This window comes from Staphylococcus chromogenes, assembly GCF_029024625.1.
GTDB classification, from domain to species: domain Bacteria; phylum Bacillota; class Bacilli; order Staphylococcales; family Staphylococcaceae; genus Staphylococcus; species Staphylococcus chromogenes.
In genome coordinates this window covers 1,283,266-1,300,948 of record NZ_CP118953.1, presented here as the reverse complement: position 1 = coordinate 1,300,948, position 17,683 = coordinate 1,283,266, and the positions used below count along the sequence as shown (strand labels likewise).

Sequence of the window (17,683 nt, the reverse complement as noted above, 5' to 3'; positions counted from 1 at the left end):
TTTTACGCCCTACTTTAATGTTTTTTATAGAGAATAAAAATCCCCATTTTCCAACGAAATGGGGATTTTTGTATCTATTCTTTTTCGTAGACGATGACTTTTGATTTTTTGACAAAAGCACCAATAACATAAGCAATAATTAATGTAACAATCATGATTGGAAACCATTCAAGTGCAAATTGGTGTAATGGCAATTTGCTGATAAAACCAAAGTTTGCCCATCCATTAGTATGCATCACACTTAAAATAGATTCAATTGATACAATGACTACAGTGATTTGCTGTGTAATACGACGTGTTGGAATAAAACGCGCGATTAATATAAGCAAAACTGTAGTAATAGCGACTGGATACACAATTGAAAGAACAGGGACAGATAATTGAATCACTGCATTGAGTCCTAGATTTGATAAGAATAAGCTAATTAATATAAAAATAATCACGAAAATTTTATATGAAACTTTAGGGAATAAACTATGGAAATATTCACTTACGGAAACGACTAATCCACAAGCTGTTGTTAAACAAGCCAATGCCACAATAATACCTAGTAAATATTTACCAAATGCGCCATAACCAGTATTGGCCATTGTGACAAGTAAATGTGCACCAATATTTTGATTGTTGGCTACCAATTTATTCATTGTTGCTTCAGATAAAATAATATGGTTACCGATAAATCCTAATGAAATATAAATGATGGCTAATGCAAAAGCAGCGATTAAGCCAGCAAGTGCAGTTTGTTTAAAAATTTGGTTGGCATGTTTAACCCCTGTAGCTTTTATCGCATTAATCACAATCATCGAGAATGCGATGGCCGCAATGGCATCCATCGTTAAATAGCCTTCAGTAAACCCTTTAGAAAAACCTGCTAAATTTGATGAATAAATTTTTGGATCTGCCTGATTTTGAGGGCCGCCCCCGAAATCGATGAATCCTTTTACAATCATTGCTAAAATTGTAATCAGTAATAATGGTGTGAGAATTGCACCGATACGATCTACAATTTTACCTGGGTTTAAACACAAGTAAAGTACAAGTGCAAAATAGATAACTGTAAAAATAAATAAAGCAATTGGATTACTCGTCCCAATAATCGGTGTAATTGTCATCTCAAATGATGTTGATGCTGTACGAGGAATCGCAAAAAGCGGTCCAATCGTCAAATATATAGCGACTAAGAAAATCACTGAGAATGCAGGGTGTATTTTGTTGATTGCACCTATATAACCTTGTTTATCAATTGCCCCAACTACAATACCTAATAGTGGTAATCCTATTCCAGTTAAAACAAATGCTATAATGGAGGGCCAAAAGTATTGACCACTCGAAAGACCTAAATTTGGTGGAAAAATTAAGTTACCCGCTCCAAAGAAAATGGCGAATAACATAAACCCAATGACAAGTGTATTTTTGTTCATATTGCTGCTCCTTCAATCCAACTTTTGAAATTTATGCTTCATTCTATCACATAAAAATTATAGCGTCTATAAAAATTCTGAAAATTAGAAAATATTTTCGCCATTTTGAGCTTTAATGCGCTAAAATGATTTCAGTAATAGTTTTTTAAGCAATGGAGACAGTAAACTTGGTAAGTTTTCTACCCCTTCTACAAATATTGCAAAAGCGCCATATATATTATGAATGGTTTGCTCAGTTGCTTCAGTGATAGGGTCTTGGCTCAAAAAGACATTAAATATTTCTATCCCTAGCTTACGACTGTTCTCAACTGCCTCATAGGTATCTAAAATACCATCTTGACTATAATTAAAGGCAGAAGGTTCACCATCTGAAAAAACAATTAAAAACTTCTGCTTTTCAGAGCGCGATAACAATCTTTCGCTTGCAATTCTGATTGCGACACCATCACGATTATCGTCTTGTGGACGTAAAGTCATAATACGCGGGGCTTCGCTAGGATAAATGGATTGATGATACTGTATGATTTCATCGATGATATTTGGTTGATGCGTTTCATCAGCATCAAAAGCATCTTCGTTAAAAGCGAGTATTTCGTGGCGAACGTTCAATGCTTTCAATGTTTCATGGAATAAGACAACACCTTTAATTGTTTCATCCATTTTATCGTACATACTTGCTGAAGCATCTATCAATAGCGTAAATGTCGCATCAAAACTTTGACTTAAATCTGCCTTTTTATAAAAGACTTTGTATTGATCATCAACAAACCAATTAATTAAGCTTTTTTGCAAGCGCCCTTTCATTAAGTTAACACGTTTATCTTGATATTCACGGTCAATTGTTTTTTTAATGATTTCGATTAAATCACGTGTTTCATATTGGACGGATTGTTGGACTTGCTTATAGGCATCAAAATGTTCGGGTTGTATCTCTGGCTGATGCCAACGTATATCGACATACTGATTAATGCCGTTTAGTGCTAATAATGGATATCGACCATACTGTGAACCGCCTTCTTCGCTATCAAGTACATCGTTTGAACCTTGGCCTTTTTTGGAAGACACATTTGTCATGTCGTCTGTACTGTCCCCTTCTCTTGCAGTCTCGTTATCATTTAATACGTCGCTATTTTGACCTTCATGTAACTCCATTTCTAAATAAGCGCCACCAGAAGTTTCACTATCAGCTGATTTAGTTTCAACAGATTCTGTTTCTACTTCGTCAGACTCATCAGTACCTCCATCAACATTAGCAGCATCCATGCGTTTAATATCGTCCAACGTATAATCACTAAGGACTTCATACACTTTTCGAGGGATATGATAATATTCATTTAGCATATCCTCATTGAGCCATTGATCAACTTGAAACATAATCCGTTGCGTAAGATACATCGCATCTTCACTACTCTGAAGATTAAAAAAGTCAGGCAAGTACTGATACATATGTTCCAAAATCCCTGATAAATCATCGTGAACAAAAGGCACATCATAAAAGTTTTCGTTTAAAAAAGCCTGTTCTAAATTTAAAAAAAGAAGATCTGTATACATCGTTTTTGTACGATAAACATTAATTTGTGTCTGACAATATTGAAGACGAATTTCACGTCGCATTTTAATCATTTTAGAGGTGCGTGGTCTTTGGTTTTCAATAATATTTAAAATACGCATTTCTTCAATGAGTTTGAATAATTGTCGGTAGAATTTTGGGTGTTCGAAACCTTCATCATTGTTAAGGATTTCATTGACGATTTGAGGCGACATATTAAAGTAACTATATGTTGCAAGTAAGACATCTGTTTTTAATCCTGTTTTTTCAATGTGTTCAGGTCGATGAGACCAAAATGAACTACAGATCACTTCATTTTGAAGTGCATCATAGTATGGAAATTTATGAATTTTTACTTGTGTAGCTGAATTTTTTAATAATAAACGGGATAAATCTTGTAGCATCATGACTTTCATAGCATCTAACTGTTCATCATTAAATAAGATAAAACGATCACTCATGTAATCACCTTCTAAAAGTTTAATTCTACGGCATTTTGAACAGCTTGTTGTTCTCTTTCATCTTCCAATTTATCAACGATTGTTCTTTGAATCGCCCTTTCAATTGGAATTACAGTTGCAAGGTCACTCAAGTCTAATAATGCACGAATACTTGCTGCTTCTTCTGACAATTGTCCTTGTTTAGTCATCGTTCTCAAGTCTTCATTAAATTTGATAATTTGATGTATCAATTGAGAATCTTTAAGTAAACTTTGCTCACGAATAACATCGTGCAATGTCTCTCCATCAATATAATCCACGTTAATCACAACAAAACGGTTCTTTAATGCTTCATTCATCGGCAATGTTCCAACGTAACCTTCATTGATTGCTGCAATGACTTTAAAGCCTTCAGCAGCATGGATAACCTCTCCAGTAAATGGATTTGTCAATTGACGTCTATAATCTAAAACGCCATTTAAAATAGGGAGTGTTTCTGGTTTAGCCATATTGATTTCATCAATGTATAAAATATGACCTTCTTTCATTGCTTTAATGACGGGTCCATCTATAAAAACAATTTCCTGATGCCCGTTTTCACTTGTTTTTATTGTTTTAAATCCAAGCAGACTTTCGGCATCCAAATCAACGGAACAGTTCACTTGATGCATAGGTATATTCAAAGTTTGACTTAAAGTTTCGGCAAGTTTTGTTTTGCCAGAACCTGTAGGCCCTTTTAGTAAAATATTTTTGTTTAATTCAAATAATTTAGCAGCGTCCCCAAAAATGTTTTCGTCTGAGTTTATATATCCCTTAAATTGTTGTGTCACTTTCATTCACCTTTCCTTACAAGAAAAAAGACGTGAGTACAAATGTACTCCCGCTTTTGATTTTTCATTATTTTACTTCTTCAAAATAGTCTTTATAGTAGCCACCGACGAGACCGGAATTATCTATAATTTGATAATACTCTTCTGTTTCATTAACCACATCATATACTTTTCCAACAGTTAACATATCACTGACTGTGAATTTTTTTGCATCCGTGTGGACAACTTTCACCTGTTTAATAGGTGTATTATTTTTCCATGTTTGATGTAACATACGCATCACCTTTCAATTATTCATCTAATGTTAAAATAAACGAAATACCACTCACATCACTGATACGGAGAGCACGTGTTTTCGCTTGTTCATTTTTTAATTGTTGATACGGAAGTTCATTCATCTCAAGTTGTTGCAAAGCATTTTCAAATTGCGTTGCATCTTTAGCAGTGAACTCGATTTGTTCTACAATCCCTACTTCAGGAAATTGAATTGGTACAGAAGTTTCATAAAGATGAATTTCAGAACCTAAGCCTCCATTGTCTTTATGTAGAACAATGACCTTCGTTTGACCATCATTTATAGTGTATTCACCCAGAGGTTCAAAATCAAACACTTTTGTTAAAAGTGAGTAAGTAATCATCATCTCATTTGTTTTTAAAATAACCGGCCCTAAGCCTTGAATTTGATGTAGTGGATTAACGGTACTGTTTTCAACAGGGACACCAAGACCGATACCTGTGTTATGTTCATTTGAAAAGATAGAAAATTTTTGATGCATTTCATCTTTAAAATCGATATATACATGACCATTTAATTGACTTGGCTGAGAAGTTGGGATGTTGGCTTCGTTCAAGATAGAAGTATATGTTTGTATGCCTTCATCAGAAGGTGTTCTTAAACCTATAGCATCAAAATGCTGATATTGTTCAGCTAATCCTCCAGGTATTTCGACAAACTGAATACGTGTCCCAGGCGAAAGAAGAGCATCGCCAAATTGAACGGCTCCTTCGCGTTTTTCAAAATGTAGTCCTAACTTTTGATGAAATAATTGGATTGTTTGATTTAAATTTTGAGTTGCTAGAGTTATACTTCGAATACCCGTCATGATACGACCTCCACTGACCTCTAATTAAAGTGAGTATATGCTTTAGTTTAACATAAAGAACGAGGATTGTTGAGTTTACAGATTAAAACTTAATAAAGAAAACGATTATCTGTGAATTAGCACTCGCTTTTATAAGAAATGGAGATATAAATGATCTATATAATAATATATGTGAATGCTTAGCCATAACAAATGATAGCTAGAAAAATTTACTATAGCTCCTCAAATAGATCCCATATTAAATAGCCCCCACCTAACAGCTCGCTAGGTGGAGGCTAATTTAAAAATAGATATTAAGATTCTAATAGTAAATCTTCAGGGTTCTCGATTAACTCTTTAATCGTTTTTAAGAAACCAACAGCTTCTTTACCGTCGATAATACGGTGATCATAGCTTAATGCAAGATACATCATTGGTCGGTTTTCAATTTTATCGCCATCAACAGCAATAGGTCTTGTGATGATTGAGTGCATACCTAAGATGGCAGCTTGGTTACCATTTATAATTGGTGTTGACATCATAGAACCAAAAATACCACCGTTTGTAATTGTAAACGAACCGTTCATCATATCATCTAAAGAGAGCTTGTTATCACGTGCTTTGGCAGCTAAGTTCGCAATTTCTTCTTCAATTTCGGCAAAATTTTTCTTATCACAATCGCGTACATTCGGTACTAATAATCCACCTGGTGTCGAAACTGCCACACCAATATCATAAAATTGTTTAGTAACCATATAGTCACCGTCGATTTCAGCATTGACTTCTGGATATTTTTTCAATGCTGCTACAGCGGCTTTAGTGAAGAAAGACATAAAGCCTAATTTAGTACCATTATGATCTTCCATAAATTTTTCTTTTTTACGTTTTCGTAAGTTCATGACATTCGTCATGTCGACTTCGTTGAACGTTGTCAACATTGCAGTGTTATTACTTACTTCGAGTAATTTTTTTGCTGCAGTTTGTTTTCTGCGACTCATTTTCTCACGAATGACAGGTTTAGATGGTGTTGCCGATTTTTGTGGTTTTGTATCTTGATTAGAAGAAGATGTGTTTGATGAAGCGCTTTTAGCTTGTTGGCCGCGTTCAACATCTTCTTTTCGCACAATACTTTGAACTTCATTTAAACTTACACCTTTTTCTCGAGCGGCACGACGTGCTGAAGGTGTCGCATTGATACGGTCGTTAGAGGAAGTTTCCTCTTTTTGAGTAGGTTGATCTTTTGATTGATTATCTTGTTGTTCTTTTGACGCAGTCTCTTCAGATTTTTTGGAATCGTCGTCTGATGATGTAGATTGTTCTGAACTTGCATTACCACTACCTTCACCAACAACAGCAATCGCTTGACCTACTTCAACTGTGTCCCCTTCTTCAGCAAGTAATTCTTGTAACGTACCTGCTTCTTCTGAAACAACTTCAACATTGACTTTGTCTGTTTCTAATTCGAGAATGGCTTCACCTTTCTCTACAGTGTCGCCAACTTTTTTTAACCATTCAGCTATGGTACCTTCTGTAATTGATTCAGCTAATTCTGGAACTTTAACCTCTGCCATTTTTATATGCCCCCTAAATATTTAAACTATTTTCAATAATAATATTTTGAACGAGTTTGTGTATTTCTCCATCACCCTCTGAAGGCGCTGCACGATGTTTACGGCCTTCATAATGTAGTGGAAGATCTTTACCAAGGAAGCGTGTAAGGATTGGATATAAATAGTGCCATGCCCCTTGGTTTTGAGGTTCTTCCTGAACCCAAGTCACGGATTCTAAGCCTTTAATTGATTGCAATAACTCAGCTATTTCATCTTCTGGGAATGGGTATAATCGTTCGATAGCGACTAATAGAATTTCTGAGTTAGGTTCTTTTTGAAGTCGTTCTTTAAGGTCGATAAACATTTTACCTGTTGCTAAAATAACTTTTTTCACCTTAGAAGCATCGTAGTCTTCTACTAAAATTGGTTCAAAACCACCTTGTGTAAATTCGCTAATTGGTTTAGCAACTGTTTTATTACGTAATAGGCCTTTAGGTGACATGATAACCAATGGTCGCATTGCCTCAGTATTTAAACTTGCTGCTTGAGCGCGTAAAAGATGGAAATAGTTACTTGAGCTTGATAAGTTACAAACCGTCATATTATTTTCAGCTGCGAGTTGTAAAAAGCGCTCGAGTCTCGCAGATGAATGTTCTGGTCCTTGACCTTCAAAAGCGTGAGGTAAAAAGAATGTTAAACCTGAACGTTCACCCCACTTGGCATTGCCAGAGAAAATAAAATTGTCAAAGTAAATTTGAGCCATATTCGAGAAGTCCCCAAATTGTGCCTCCCAAATATTAAATGAAGCTGGATGTTCCACATTATAACCATATTCAAAGCCAACGACAGCAGCTTCTGAAAGCGGTGAATTATGAATATCAAATGTCGCTTTTTGTTGAGGAACATGTTGCAATGGAATGAAAACATCTCCATTTTCTTGGTCGTGTAGGACCGCGTGACGATGACTAAAAGTTCCTCGCTCGCTATCTTGTCCAGTCATACGGATAGGTGTACCTTCTTGCATCACTGTTGCAAATGCAAGTTGTTCTGCATGCGCCCAGTCCACTAATCCATCTTCACTTTCAAAAGGACTGCGACGTTGCTCTAAAATACGATTTAATTTTTTAAATACGTTAAATCCTTCTGGATAGTTGAGCATCGCCTCATTGATTTCTTTGAGACGTTCTAAGGACAATTCACTTTCATTACTTTGAAGAGGTTTAGAAATTCCTTCAGGTATCTCCATTTCTGTGTTGTCGTTTTTATCGTTTTTATCGATAGAGTCATGCGCTTGACGCATTTCTTTTTGAACATTTGAAATAACTTCATCCATCTCTTCTTTATTAATGATGCCCTCTTCAATCAATTTATTACCATAAATAATTTCAACAGTGTCATGTTTTTTTATGTTTTTGTATGGTAATGGATTCGTTAAAGTCGGCTCATCCATCTCATTATGACCAAATCGACGATAACCTACTAAATCAATGACAACATCTTTATTAAAGGTCTTTCTAAATTCCATAGCAATATCAATAGCTTCGATAGTTGCTTCAACATCATCAGCATTTACGTGCATAATAGGCACATCGTAACCTTTGGCAACATCAGTCGCATAAGTTGTTGAGCGTCCATCAATGGGTTCTGTTGTAAATCCGATACGGTTATTTGTAATGATGTGTAAAGTTCCACCTGTAGAATATCCTTTCAAACTACCAAGGTTCATTGTTTCAAAGTTAACCCCTTGGCCAGGATATGCTGCATCCCCATGAATAATGATTGGCATACCGTTATTAAAGTTTGTCTCAACTTGACCTGCTTGATCTGTGAGGTCTTGTGATGCGCGAGTACGTCCTGTCACAACAGGAGCTACGACTTCAAGATGGCTCGGGTTATTTGCTAAAACAATTCGTTGTTCATGACCGTGGTCATTAATTGTTTTCACACCACCAAGATGATATTTAACATCGCTTGTCCAACCTGAAGTGAGTTCTAAACTTCCATCTTCAGGTAAAAACTTCATTGGGTCGGTATGCATAAACTCGGAAAGCATCATAGCATAAGGCTTTTTAAGGATATGTGTGAGTACATTTAAACGTCCTCTGTGTGCCATACCGATTTGGATATTTGTAATATTTACTTCAGATGCACGTTTAATTGTGTGTGAAAGCATAGGCACTAATGCGTCTACACCTTCTATTGAGAAACGTTTCGCTCCTACAAAGTTTTTGTGGAGATATTTTTCAAATCCCTCTACACGTGCGAGTTGTTTGAACAATGCTTTTTTCTCTTCGGTGTTCAGGCTTGCTTTATATGGGGTTTCAATTCGACGTTTAAGCCACACACGTTCTTTATTGTTATTTATATGTGTGTATTCAAAGGCGATAGGTCCTTTATATCGTTTTTCCATTCTTAAAATCGCTTCATACGCATTGTCATAGATATCTTTAAAATGTTCAGAAACGATGTCGGCAGATATATCTTCGAGCGTCTGCCTGTCTAAATCGAAATCCTCAATTGTGAGTTTAGGTAAATGTTTACGTTCGGGCTTATTGACAGGATAAATATCTGCTTGTAAATGCCCGTATTGTCTAATATTATCAATCAACCGCATAACACGTTTAATTGTGCTATCTCCTGAGCTTGATTGACGTGATGTGTTTGATAAGGTTGCTTCGCCATCTTTGATTGTGCTAAAGAGCACTTGTAAATCTTCAGTGACTGAACTTGGATCTTCTAAAAACTGATCATAGAGTTCTAACATTAATCCTAGATTCGCTCCGAAGTTTACAGGTGCCTCTGTCACCTGTTTATCGTTCTTCATAATCCACCCTCCACAGAATAAATAAAACCGCTTACAGGATAATCATAGCATTAATTTGTGAACATTTAAAGGCAAAATAGGGGGTAAATTCTAGTTCTGACTTGCATTGAAGCTAATTGTGAATGTTGTAAATTTACCTACTTCGCTTTTAACCGAAATATGACCTTGATATAACTTGACAATTTTTTCAGCTATTGATAGGCCTAAACCATTTCCTCCTTGATGACGTGAGCGAGATTTGTCGACGCGATAAAAACGATCAAATATATAATTAATATCTTCTTGAGGAATTCCCATTCCATGATCTGTAATTTCAATAATGACTTGATTATTAATGTACTTTGTTGTGATATCAATTTTCTTTCTTTGTGTGTCATATTTAATGGCATTATCAAAAAATATTAAAAGAATTTGTTCAAAATGAAAGGCATTGATATTTAAAAATATAAAATCTTGATTTGTATTGAATGTAAAAGTGTAGGAGTCATGAATTTTTGTAATTGCTCTAATACGTGTTTTAATTTCTTCATTAATGTCCACTTTTTCCACTTGATTTTCAGCATGTCGCATATCATTTTTAGTAAGCATCAATAATTCTTCAACGAGTTTTGAAATACGATTCATTTCTTCTATTGAAATCGATAATGATTCTTCTAATATCTCAGGGTCTTTCTTACCCCATCGTTTAATCAAACTAAGATGTCCTTGAATAATTTGTAGTGGTGTTCTTAATTCATGTGAAGCATCTTCAACAAATTGACGTTGTTGGTTAAATGAATCTTCAAGTTTAATCATCATGCTATTAAAAGTGTCTATTAATGCATCGGTTTCTTCATAATTTGTTGGAACTGATAGTTTTTCTTGAAATCCATCGCGTCGAATTTGTGTCATTTTCTCTGTAATAATATTGATAGGCTTTGTAATTTGTGCAGAAAATATGTAGCTAATAATTGCTGTAACGAACAACGCGATAAGCCCAAAAATCAATGCTAAATACGTGATAAATCTTAGCAAATCATCATAAACTTTTAATGAATGGACTACTGTCACATACCCTTTAAAGTAAGAAGTATCCACCGGTGTGCTTACCACAATGAATGAGCCTTCTTTATTTTTAATTATAGTGATATTTCGCGTGTTGATAGCATGAAATTCTGGTGAAAAACGTATATCTGATGTGTTAGAGTTTTCGAATATTTTTCGATGGTAACTATCATGCAAAATCACTTTTTGATAACTATTTGTAACGGAATTAAATTCGATTGTTGTAATACGTTGAATAGGTTTAGTTTCTAAAAGGTTATAAATATCATCAACACTTCGTTCAGCTTTTTCTAATTCATGTTGCTTTAATAAGCTGCTAATGGCGTAAATAATTAATAAACAAAATACAAAAATAATTAAAAAAGTGATAATCGTCGTAACAAGCGTCCATTTTGTTTTCAAAGTGGATTGTTTCATTGTCTAATCACATATCCTACGCCTCGTACAGTTTCAATGAGTTTTTGCTTGCCTATAGGTTTTAATTTATTTCTCAAATAACGAATATAGACGTCTACCACGTTTGTCTCAACAGCAGATTCGTATCCCCAAACGTGGTCTAGAATTTGTTCACGTTGTAAAACATGATTTTTGTTTTCTGCTAATACGAGTAATAAATCAAACTCTGTTTTTGTGAGCTCTATATTTTGAGACTCAAACGAGACACTGAATGCATGTTTATCAATGATTAAACCATCGATATTAATAATATCTGTATTAGAATGGCTTTCTTCACCATATCTACGTACAAGTGCACGCATTCTGGCTAATAATTCTTCTATTTCAAAAGGTTTAACAATATAGTCATCTGCACCATTGTCCAAGCCGACGACTTTATCATAAATTTCCCCTTTTGCTGTAATCATGATAATGGGCGTATCTTTTTGGGTTCTGATACGTTGACACACTTCAAGGCCGTCCATTTCTGGAAGCATTAGATCGAGTAAAATGATGTCATAATATTGTTGTAATGCTTTATTAAGTCCAGAAAGACCATCATAAGTAATGTCCACGTCATACTGTTCATGTTTTAATTCCAATTCGATGAAACGAGCTAAATTTTGTTCGTCTTCAATAATTAATACTTTTTTCATGATGTCACCTCTTCTTAATCATAGGGTAAAAAGTACAGAGATTAAAGTTTTTCAAAAAATTTTACAGTTTTAATTGACAATCATTCTCAGTAAGGTATAATGTAATTGAAAATGATTATCAATCGCAACGACCCCCCACTACAATTCGTTCTTTTGATTGAGTCATTTTCAAGTACTATCCCCTTTTATATGCCCGTATAAAAATAGTCGTTTTGATTAAACGTTAAATTAAAACTGTCACACGAAGGTGTGGCAGTTTTTTTTATCTACTCTTATTTAACCCATAAACGTGAAGATATAAATAACGATGAAGGTCATCTAAAATAGATTGTTCCTTCATCGTCTCGAAAAGTATTATAGTTTTAAGGGTTTTCTTAACATTAATTGTGTAAGGAGTATACAGAAAATGCCCCCAATAATTCCAGCAATGATATCAGTTGGATAATGGACACCTAAATAGACACGTGAAGTTGAAATTAACAATATCATTAAAGCACAAAGTGCAATGACGACACCTTTAGATTTACCTTTCAGAATTCTGTGGCTCACGTAAATCAAACTACCGAAGAAAGCAGTTGACCCCATCGCATGGCCACTTGGAAAACTAAATCCAGATATATCGATCAGTCTTAAAATAGTTGGACGTTCCCTATCAAATATATTTTTGAGGATTGGATTTGTTGCTCCTGAAACCATCATTGTTAAAGCGAAAAATAACGCTTCGATTTTATATTTATAAAACATTAATAGCGCGACTGTTAACAGCGAGAGACACATCATTGCCCATACTTCACCGATTTGTGTTGCTCCAAAGAAAATAGAAGTAGAGATAAAACTTTCGGAGGAATAAATAAATTCGTATACTTCTGTGTCAATCCACTTTCCTAACCTTGATTCATGGAACATTGCGATAACCGCAAAAATTAATGCAAATACAATAAGCAATGAGATGCGTTTCCAATGGTTCATACATTTATCCCTCCTTATGATTTAGCGTCTTGAATGATTTTATTGAGCAATTGTTCTTTCGTTAGGCTCTCTTTAAAATTATCCATGTTGTGAATAATTTGCGTGCGCGTATTTTCAATTTTTTCTAATGCCGGATATAAAGTTTCAGCATTTAATTCAGATTCATCGATCATAGAGGCATAGCCTTGTTTTTCAAAGTATTTTGCATTATCAATTTGGTCCCCTCGGGATTGGTCTAATCCAAGTGGAATAAGCAACATTGGGATTTTTAAAGTTAAAAATTCATAAATTGCATTCGATCCTGCACGTGAAATAACTGTATCTGTAATCGCTAAAATGTCAGTTAAATCTTCTTTTAAAAATTCAAATTGAACATATCCTGGTTTTTGAATTGAAGCATCTTTAAGATTCTTGCCAGTGAGATGTACAATTTGGTAAGTAGTAAGGAGTCGCTCTAATTGACCGCGTATAGCTTCATTAATCTTTTGGCTCCCCATACTTCCTCCCATAACGAGCAGTACTTTTTTATTGGCATCAAAACCTGTTAATTGATAACCACGTTCAGGGCTACCATTTTTTAAATCTTCACGAATAGTTGCTCCAACAAAATCTGCACGTCCTTCAGGCACATATTTTAAAGTTTCTTCAAATGTGACATACATTTTTTTTGCAAATTTCATACTTATTTTATTCGCTAAACCAGGCGTTAAATCTGATTCATGAATAATTGTAGGTATATTTAAAGATTTTGCTGCTAATACCACTGGAACTGATACAAAGCCTCCTTTAGAGAAGACGATATCAGGTTTTTCCTTTTTGAGAATACGTCTTGCATCGTTAATACCCTTGAGGACTTTGAAAATATCTTTAGCGTTTTCAAAAGAGAGGTATCTTCTTAATTTTCCGCTCGATATCGCAAAATAAGGCGTATTCGGAAGTTGAGATGTAATCATTTCTCGTTCTATCCCGGTTTTTGAACCTATATAAAATGTTTCATATCCAGAAGCTTTAGCTGTAGGGATAAGACTTAAATTAACTGAGACGTGACCGACTGTACCGCCTCCAGTAAATGCTATTTTTACCATATTAACCCTCTATTCGTTCAAATTTTTGTAGTAAGCATAAAATGGTTCACCTTTATCAAAAGGAAATTCATTACTGGTCATTTCGCCTGTCATGATAAAGCCATTTTTTGGGAATAATTTCTGAGCTCTTTCATTTAATGAAAAAGTATCTGTAAGTAATATATCTACGTCATGTTGACGCGCTAAGTTTTCAGCAAAATCCATCATACGTTGTGCACTCCCTTTATATTTAGGAGAAGCCACCAGTCGATGAATCACATAAGCATTTGAAATGTCACTTGGCCATTGAATACTATTGTACCAATCTGGTGCTTTTTGATCGATGACGATAAACCCCTTAATTGTCTTGTCTTCATCAATAACATACATACTATTTGCTTCAATATCACGTTCAAAATGTGTTTTTAAAGGGTAGCGATGATCCCATTGTGGGTTTTGATCTTCTAACATGAGAACTTTGGCTTCTTCAGTTAACGTTTCTATAATATCGATTTCAGCGTAAGTAGCAAGTCGTATCATCATTTATGCTCCTTTAATTTTTGAATCGTTTTTTCTAACATCGGATCTTCTTTTGAAGCTTTTTCAACTAATAATTCAGTAAATTTTTGATTGGTTTGCTTATCAAATTCTCCTGTGATATTAAGGTCATATGTACTTTGGAATTTTTTAATAGTTTCTTGTAATCTTGAATCAAATTGTTCATTTTGTGTGCCAGATGAATAACCTAAAGCATCTAAGCCGATTTTAATAGATTTCACATGAGTGTTCGTATCACCCATTTTAAATGTTTGATCTGATGGAATGACATTTAAATTTTCAAAATCAGCGCCAGCGACTTTGACGTCTGGCTGGATACCTTTGCCATGGATGTATTGTTTGTTAGGTGTTAACCATTTCATTTCAGTAAATTTTAAAATTGACCCATCTTCAAGTTCGCGTGTCGTTTGTACAATGCCTTTACCAAAGGTTTTTGTTCCATATATTTTAGCAATTTTATGATCTTTCATCGCACCCGTAAAAATTTCAGATGCACTTGCTGAACCCTCATTGACTAATACAGAAATGTTTAAATCATTTACATTTTTTAAGGGTTCATTTGAAGTTTTAACGGCTTCAGTTTGTTTTCCTTTTTCTAAATAAAGAACGGGTTCATCTTTTTTTAGAAAAATATTGGACATTTTAACAGCTTCATCCAATAGGCCTCCAGGATTATTTCTTAAATCTATCAAGATATTTTTTGCGCCAGATTGCTGTGCTTTTTGGATGGCTGATTTTAATTCACCGGAAGTTCCTTCTTGGAATTTGTTGACTTTAAACACAGTGATATTGCCCTTTTTCTCGACTTCGACACTTTTGACATGAATTGTATCACGTTCTACTGTAAAATCTTTTGATTCAGAGCCACGTTGAATCTTAAGGGTAACTTTCGTTCCTTTTTTACCGCGAATTTGAGGAATAATCTCGTTTAAAGTTTTTCCTTTTACAGGTTTCCCATTCACTGCTTTTAATATGTCTTTAGGTTTTAGTCCAGCTTTTTCTGCAGGTGATGCTTTCATTGGACTCGTAATCATAATTTGATTCCCTTTTTGTTGCATCTCTGCACCAATCCCTACAAAATCACCTGTGACGTCTTCATTAAAAGCTGTTGTTTTATCTTTTGAAATGTATTCTGTATATGGGTCTTTTAACCCTTTTGTCATACCATTAATCGCATTTTCTAATAATTTATCTTTATTTGGTGTTTGATAATAATCATTGGCGAGCGTTTCATAGACTTTACTTAATTTTTCGCTATTGGCACTTACTTGTTGATTTTGAGACTTTTGATGCCATAAATAAATACCGCCAAAAATGAGTAGTGCTGTTAAAATAAAAGTTAATACAATTCCCATAATAAAATGGGATAAGGATACGTATTTTTTTTCTTTTGAATGTGTTTTCTCTTTTGGAGGCAACATTAAAACACCCCTTTATTTTATATGTAAAAGAAAAGGAGTGAGCGTGAAATCAATCATCTAAGGATTTGATTTCTTCGTCTCACTCCTCAAATTTAGACTTGAAATGATATCAATTGGCATCCATATATCTTCATCTCTAGGGCAATTTTAAAATTGAAGCCATTCTTTATATTCGTCAAACAAACCATCAAAAATCGACATGGATAACGTATAATTGCCTTCAGTTTCAATATATTCAGATAAGACATTAAAATCATTTTCATGTTTAGGAAAGTCTAAATCTTGGTACGCCATTTCAGCAAAGGCACCTTCGTCATTTGGTCGTCCTCTAACGGTGAGGAGGAAATGATAAAAAGAAGCATCTTTCATTATTTCACCGTTACGTCAATTACTTTAGTTTCACCTTTTGTTAAAGTTGTCGCATCCAAAATTTCAAGATGCTCTGTTTGATCTGTATTTGTAATAATGACAGGTGAAATTGTTGATTTAGCATGTTCATCGATATAATTCATATCGAATTCTACTAATTTATCACCCACGTTCACGTGGTCACCACTTTCCACAAAAGTTTTAAATCCTTCACCATTAAGTTGAACAGTATCTAAACCGATGTGTACTAAAACTTCGATGCCATTGTCTGCTTTAAGACCAATCGCATGTTTTGTTGGGAAAACATTGTCTACAACACCTGAAATAGGTGAAACAACAATTCCCTCAGATGGTTTTACACCGAATCCTTCGCCCATCATCTTTTGTGCAAATACAGGATCGGGAATATCTTCAATTTTGACGTAATCTCCACTTATCGGTGTAAACACTTCAACTTCTTTACTCGCTTCATTACCTTTTCCAAATAATTTCTTAAACATCCTTCATCGCTCCTTTATTGTTCAAAATGCTGAATTAAATCTCCGTAACCAAGTTCTTCAAGTTTGTCATATGGGATAAATTGGATGGCCGCTGAATTAATACAATAGCGTAATCCCCCACGTTCACGGGGTCCATCATTAAAGACATGACCAAGATGACTATTACTTGTTTCTGAACGCACTTCTGTACGAATCATTCCAAACGATTTATCAACAAGTTCAATAATATCTTCGTCATCAATTGCTTTTGAAAAGCTAGGCCATCCGCAATTCGATTCGAATTTATCCTCTGATGTAAATAGAGGTTTACCTGAGATTTTATCAACATAGATACCCTTATCATAATGATTCCAATATTCATTTTCAAATGGAGGTTCGGTTCCATCTTGTTGGGTTACTAAATATTCTAAATCTGTTAAATCTTTTTTATCTTTTTTAATCATTTTGATCACTCCAATGTCGATCTATAAAAGCTTTTCGCCCAGAACCAAGCTGATACTGTGCATAATGCATTGGGTTTTTACGGTAGTAATTTTGATGATATTCTTCTGCTGGATAAAAGTTTTGATAAGGTTCAACAGGTGTAATGACCGGTTGATTAAATATTTTGGCTTCATTTAAAGCTTTAATCTTATCAAGCGCTTGAGATTTTTGTGCTTCATCATGGTAAAAAATAACCGGACGGTAATGTTCACCTCTATCAAAAAATTGACCTCCATTGTCAGTTGGATCAAATGTTTTAAAGTAAACATCCAATAAGTCTTTATAACTTATGATTTCAGGGTCAAAGTCGATTTGTACGGCTTCTACATGACCAGTTGTATCTGAACAAACTTGTTCATAAGTCGGGTTTTCAACATGTCCCCCGCTATACCCTGAAACCACAGAGTGGACCCCGTCGTAAGTATCAAAAGGCTTAACTAGACACCAAAAACATCCTCCAGCGAATGTTGCAATTGCCATAACATTAC

Annotated in this window: 17 protein-coding genes; all 17 read right to left on the bottom strand. The window is 34.7% G+C overall.

The window, feature by feature from the left end:
• Positions 1 to 74: 74 nt before the first annotated feature.
• Entirely contained in the window at positions 75 to 1,421 is a 1,347-nt protein-coding gene (brnQ3, locus tag PYW36_RS06400; protein WP_037573621.1) for a branched-chain amino acid-like transporter carrier protein BrnQ3, read from the bottom strand.
• A 120-nt stretch (positions 1,422 to 1,541) separates the two neighbouring features.
• Complete coding sequence (locus PYW36_RS06395) at positions 1,542 to 3,431, bottom strand: vWA domain-containing protein (RefSeq protein WP_103159596.1); 1,890 nt, start codon at positions 3,429 to 3,431, stop codon at positions 1,542 to 1,544.
• An 11-nt stretch (positions 3,432 to 3,442) separates the two neighbouring features.
• On the bottom strand, positions 3,443 to 4,240 hold the full coding sequence (locus tag PYW36_RS06390; protein ID WP_229717277.1) for an ATP-binding protein: 798 nt from the start codon (positions 4,238 to 4,240) through the stop codon (positions 3,443 to 3,445).
• Positions 4,241 to 4,307: 67 nt separating this feature from the next.
• Positions 4,308 to 4,514 (bottom strand): DUF6501 family protein, encoded by a 207-nt coding sequence (locus PYW36_RS06385; protein ID WP_037573629.1) that lies wholly within the window; start codon positions 4,512 to 4,514, stop codon positions 4,308 to 4,310.
• A 16-nt stretch (positions 4,515 to 4,530) separates the two neighbouring features.
• Positions 4,531 to 5,343 carry a VOC family protein gene (locus PYW36_RS06380; protein WP_103159597.1) on the bottom strand — a complete coding sequence of 271 codons (813 nt, stop codon included), beginning with the start codon at positions 5,341 to 5,343 and terminating at the stop codon, positions 4,531 to 4,533.
• Between the two features lie 293 nt (positions 5,344 to 5,636).
• Positions 5,637 to 6,893, bottom strand: coding sequence for a dihydrolipoyllysine-residue succinyltransferase (gene sucB / locus PYW36_RS06375; RefSeq protein WP_037573635.1), 1,257 nt, complete (start codon positions 6,891 to 6,893; stop codon positions 5,637 to 5,639).
• A 13-nt stretch (positions 6,894 to 6,906) separates the two neighbouring features.
• Positions 6,907 to 9,696 carry a 2-oxoglutarate dehydrogenase E1 component gene (locus PYW36_RS06370; protein WP_037573639.1) on the bottom strand — a complete coding sequence of 930 codons (2,790 nt, stop codon included), beginning with the start codon at positions 9,694 to 9,696 and terminating at the stop codon, positions 6,907 to 6,909.
• A 90-nt stretch (positions 9,697 to 9,786) separates the two neighbouring features.
• Positions 9,787 to 11,157: a HAMP domain-containing sensor histidine kinase gene (locus PYW36_RS06365; protein WP_103159586.1), complete on the bottom strand. Its 1,371-nt coding sequence runs from the start codon at positions 11,155 to 11,157 to the stop codon at positions 9,787 to 9,789.
• Positions 11,154 to 11,831 (bottom strand): response regulator transcription factor, encoded by a 678-nt coding sequence (locus tag PYW36_RS06360; RefSeq protein ID WP_037573645.1) that lies wholly within the window; start codon positions 11,829 to 11,831, stop codon positions 11,154 to 11,156. The genes PYW36_RS06365 and PYW36_RS06360 overlap by 4 nt, the downstream gene beginning before the upstream one ends.
• A gap of 354 nt (positions 11,832 to 12,185) precedes the next feature.
• Entirely contained in the window at positions 12,186 to 12,800 is a 615-nt protein-coding gene (locus PYW36_RS06355; RefSeq protein WP_037573648.1) for a phosphatase PAP2 family protein, read from the bottom strand.
• Between the two features lie 14 nt (positions 12,801 to 12,814).
• Positions 12,815 to 13,885: an undecaprenyldiphospho-muramoylpentapeptide beta-N-acetylglucosaminyltransferase gene (locus PYW36_RS06350; RefSeq protein ID WP_103159585.1), complete on the bottom strand. Its 1,071-nt coding sequence runs from the start codon at positions 13,883 to 13,885 to the stop codon at positions 12,815 to 12,817.
• A gap of 9 nt (positions 13,886 to 13,894) precedes the next feature.
• On the bottom strand, positions 13,895 to 14,404 hold the full coding sequence (locus PYW36_RS06345) for a GNAT family N-acetyltransferase (protein WP_103159584.1): 510 nt from the start codon (positions 14,402 to 14,404) through the stop codon (positions 13,895 to 13,897).
• Positions 14,404 to 15,843, bottom strand: coding sequence for a S41 family peptidase (locus PYW36_RS06340; RefSeq protein ID WP_103159583.1), 1,440 nt, complete (start codon positions 15,841 to 15,843; stop codon positions 14,404 to 14,406). The genes PYW36_RS06345 and PYW36_RS06340 overlap by 1 nt, the downstream gene beginning before the upstream one ends.
• Positions 15,844 to 15,990: 147 nt before the next feature.
• Positions 15,991 to 16,212 (bottom strand): YozE family protein, encoded by a 222-nt coding sequence (locus PYW36_RS06335; RefSeq protein WP_103159582.1) that lies wholly within the window; start codon positions 16,210 to 16,212, stop codon positions 15,991 to 15,993.
• Positions 16,212 to 16,712 carry a PTS sugar transporter subunit IIA gene (locus PYW36_RS06330; RefSeq protein WP_103159581.1) on the bottom strand — a complete coding sequence of 167 codons (501 nt, stop codon included), beginning with the start codon at positions 16,710 to 16,712 and terminating at the stop codon, positions 16,212 to 16,214. Before PYW36_RS06330 ends, PYW36_RS06335 begins: the two co-directional genes overlap by 1 nt.
• Before the next feature lie 14 nt (positions 16,713 to 16,726).
• Positions 16,727 to 17,155 (bottom strand): peptide-methionine (R)-S-oxide reductase MsrB, encoded by a 429-nt coding sequence (gene msrB / locus PYW36_RS06325; protein WP_037573662.1) that lies wholly within the window; start codon positions 17,153 to 17,155, stop codon positions 16,727 to 16,729.
• Positions 17,148 to 17,675 (bottom strand): peptide-methionine (S)-S-oxide reductase MsrA, encoded by a 528-nt coding sequence (gene msrA / locus PYW36_RS06320; RefSeq protein ID WP_037573665.1) that lies wholly within the window; start codon positions 17,673 to 17,675, stop codon positions 17,148 to 17,150. The genes msrB and msrA overlap by 8 nt, the downstream gene beginning before the upstream one ends.
• Positions 17,676 to 17,683 lie beyond the last annotated feature (8 nt).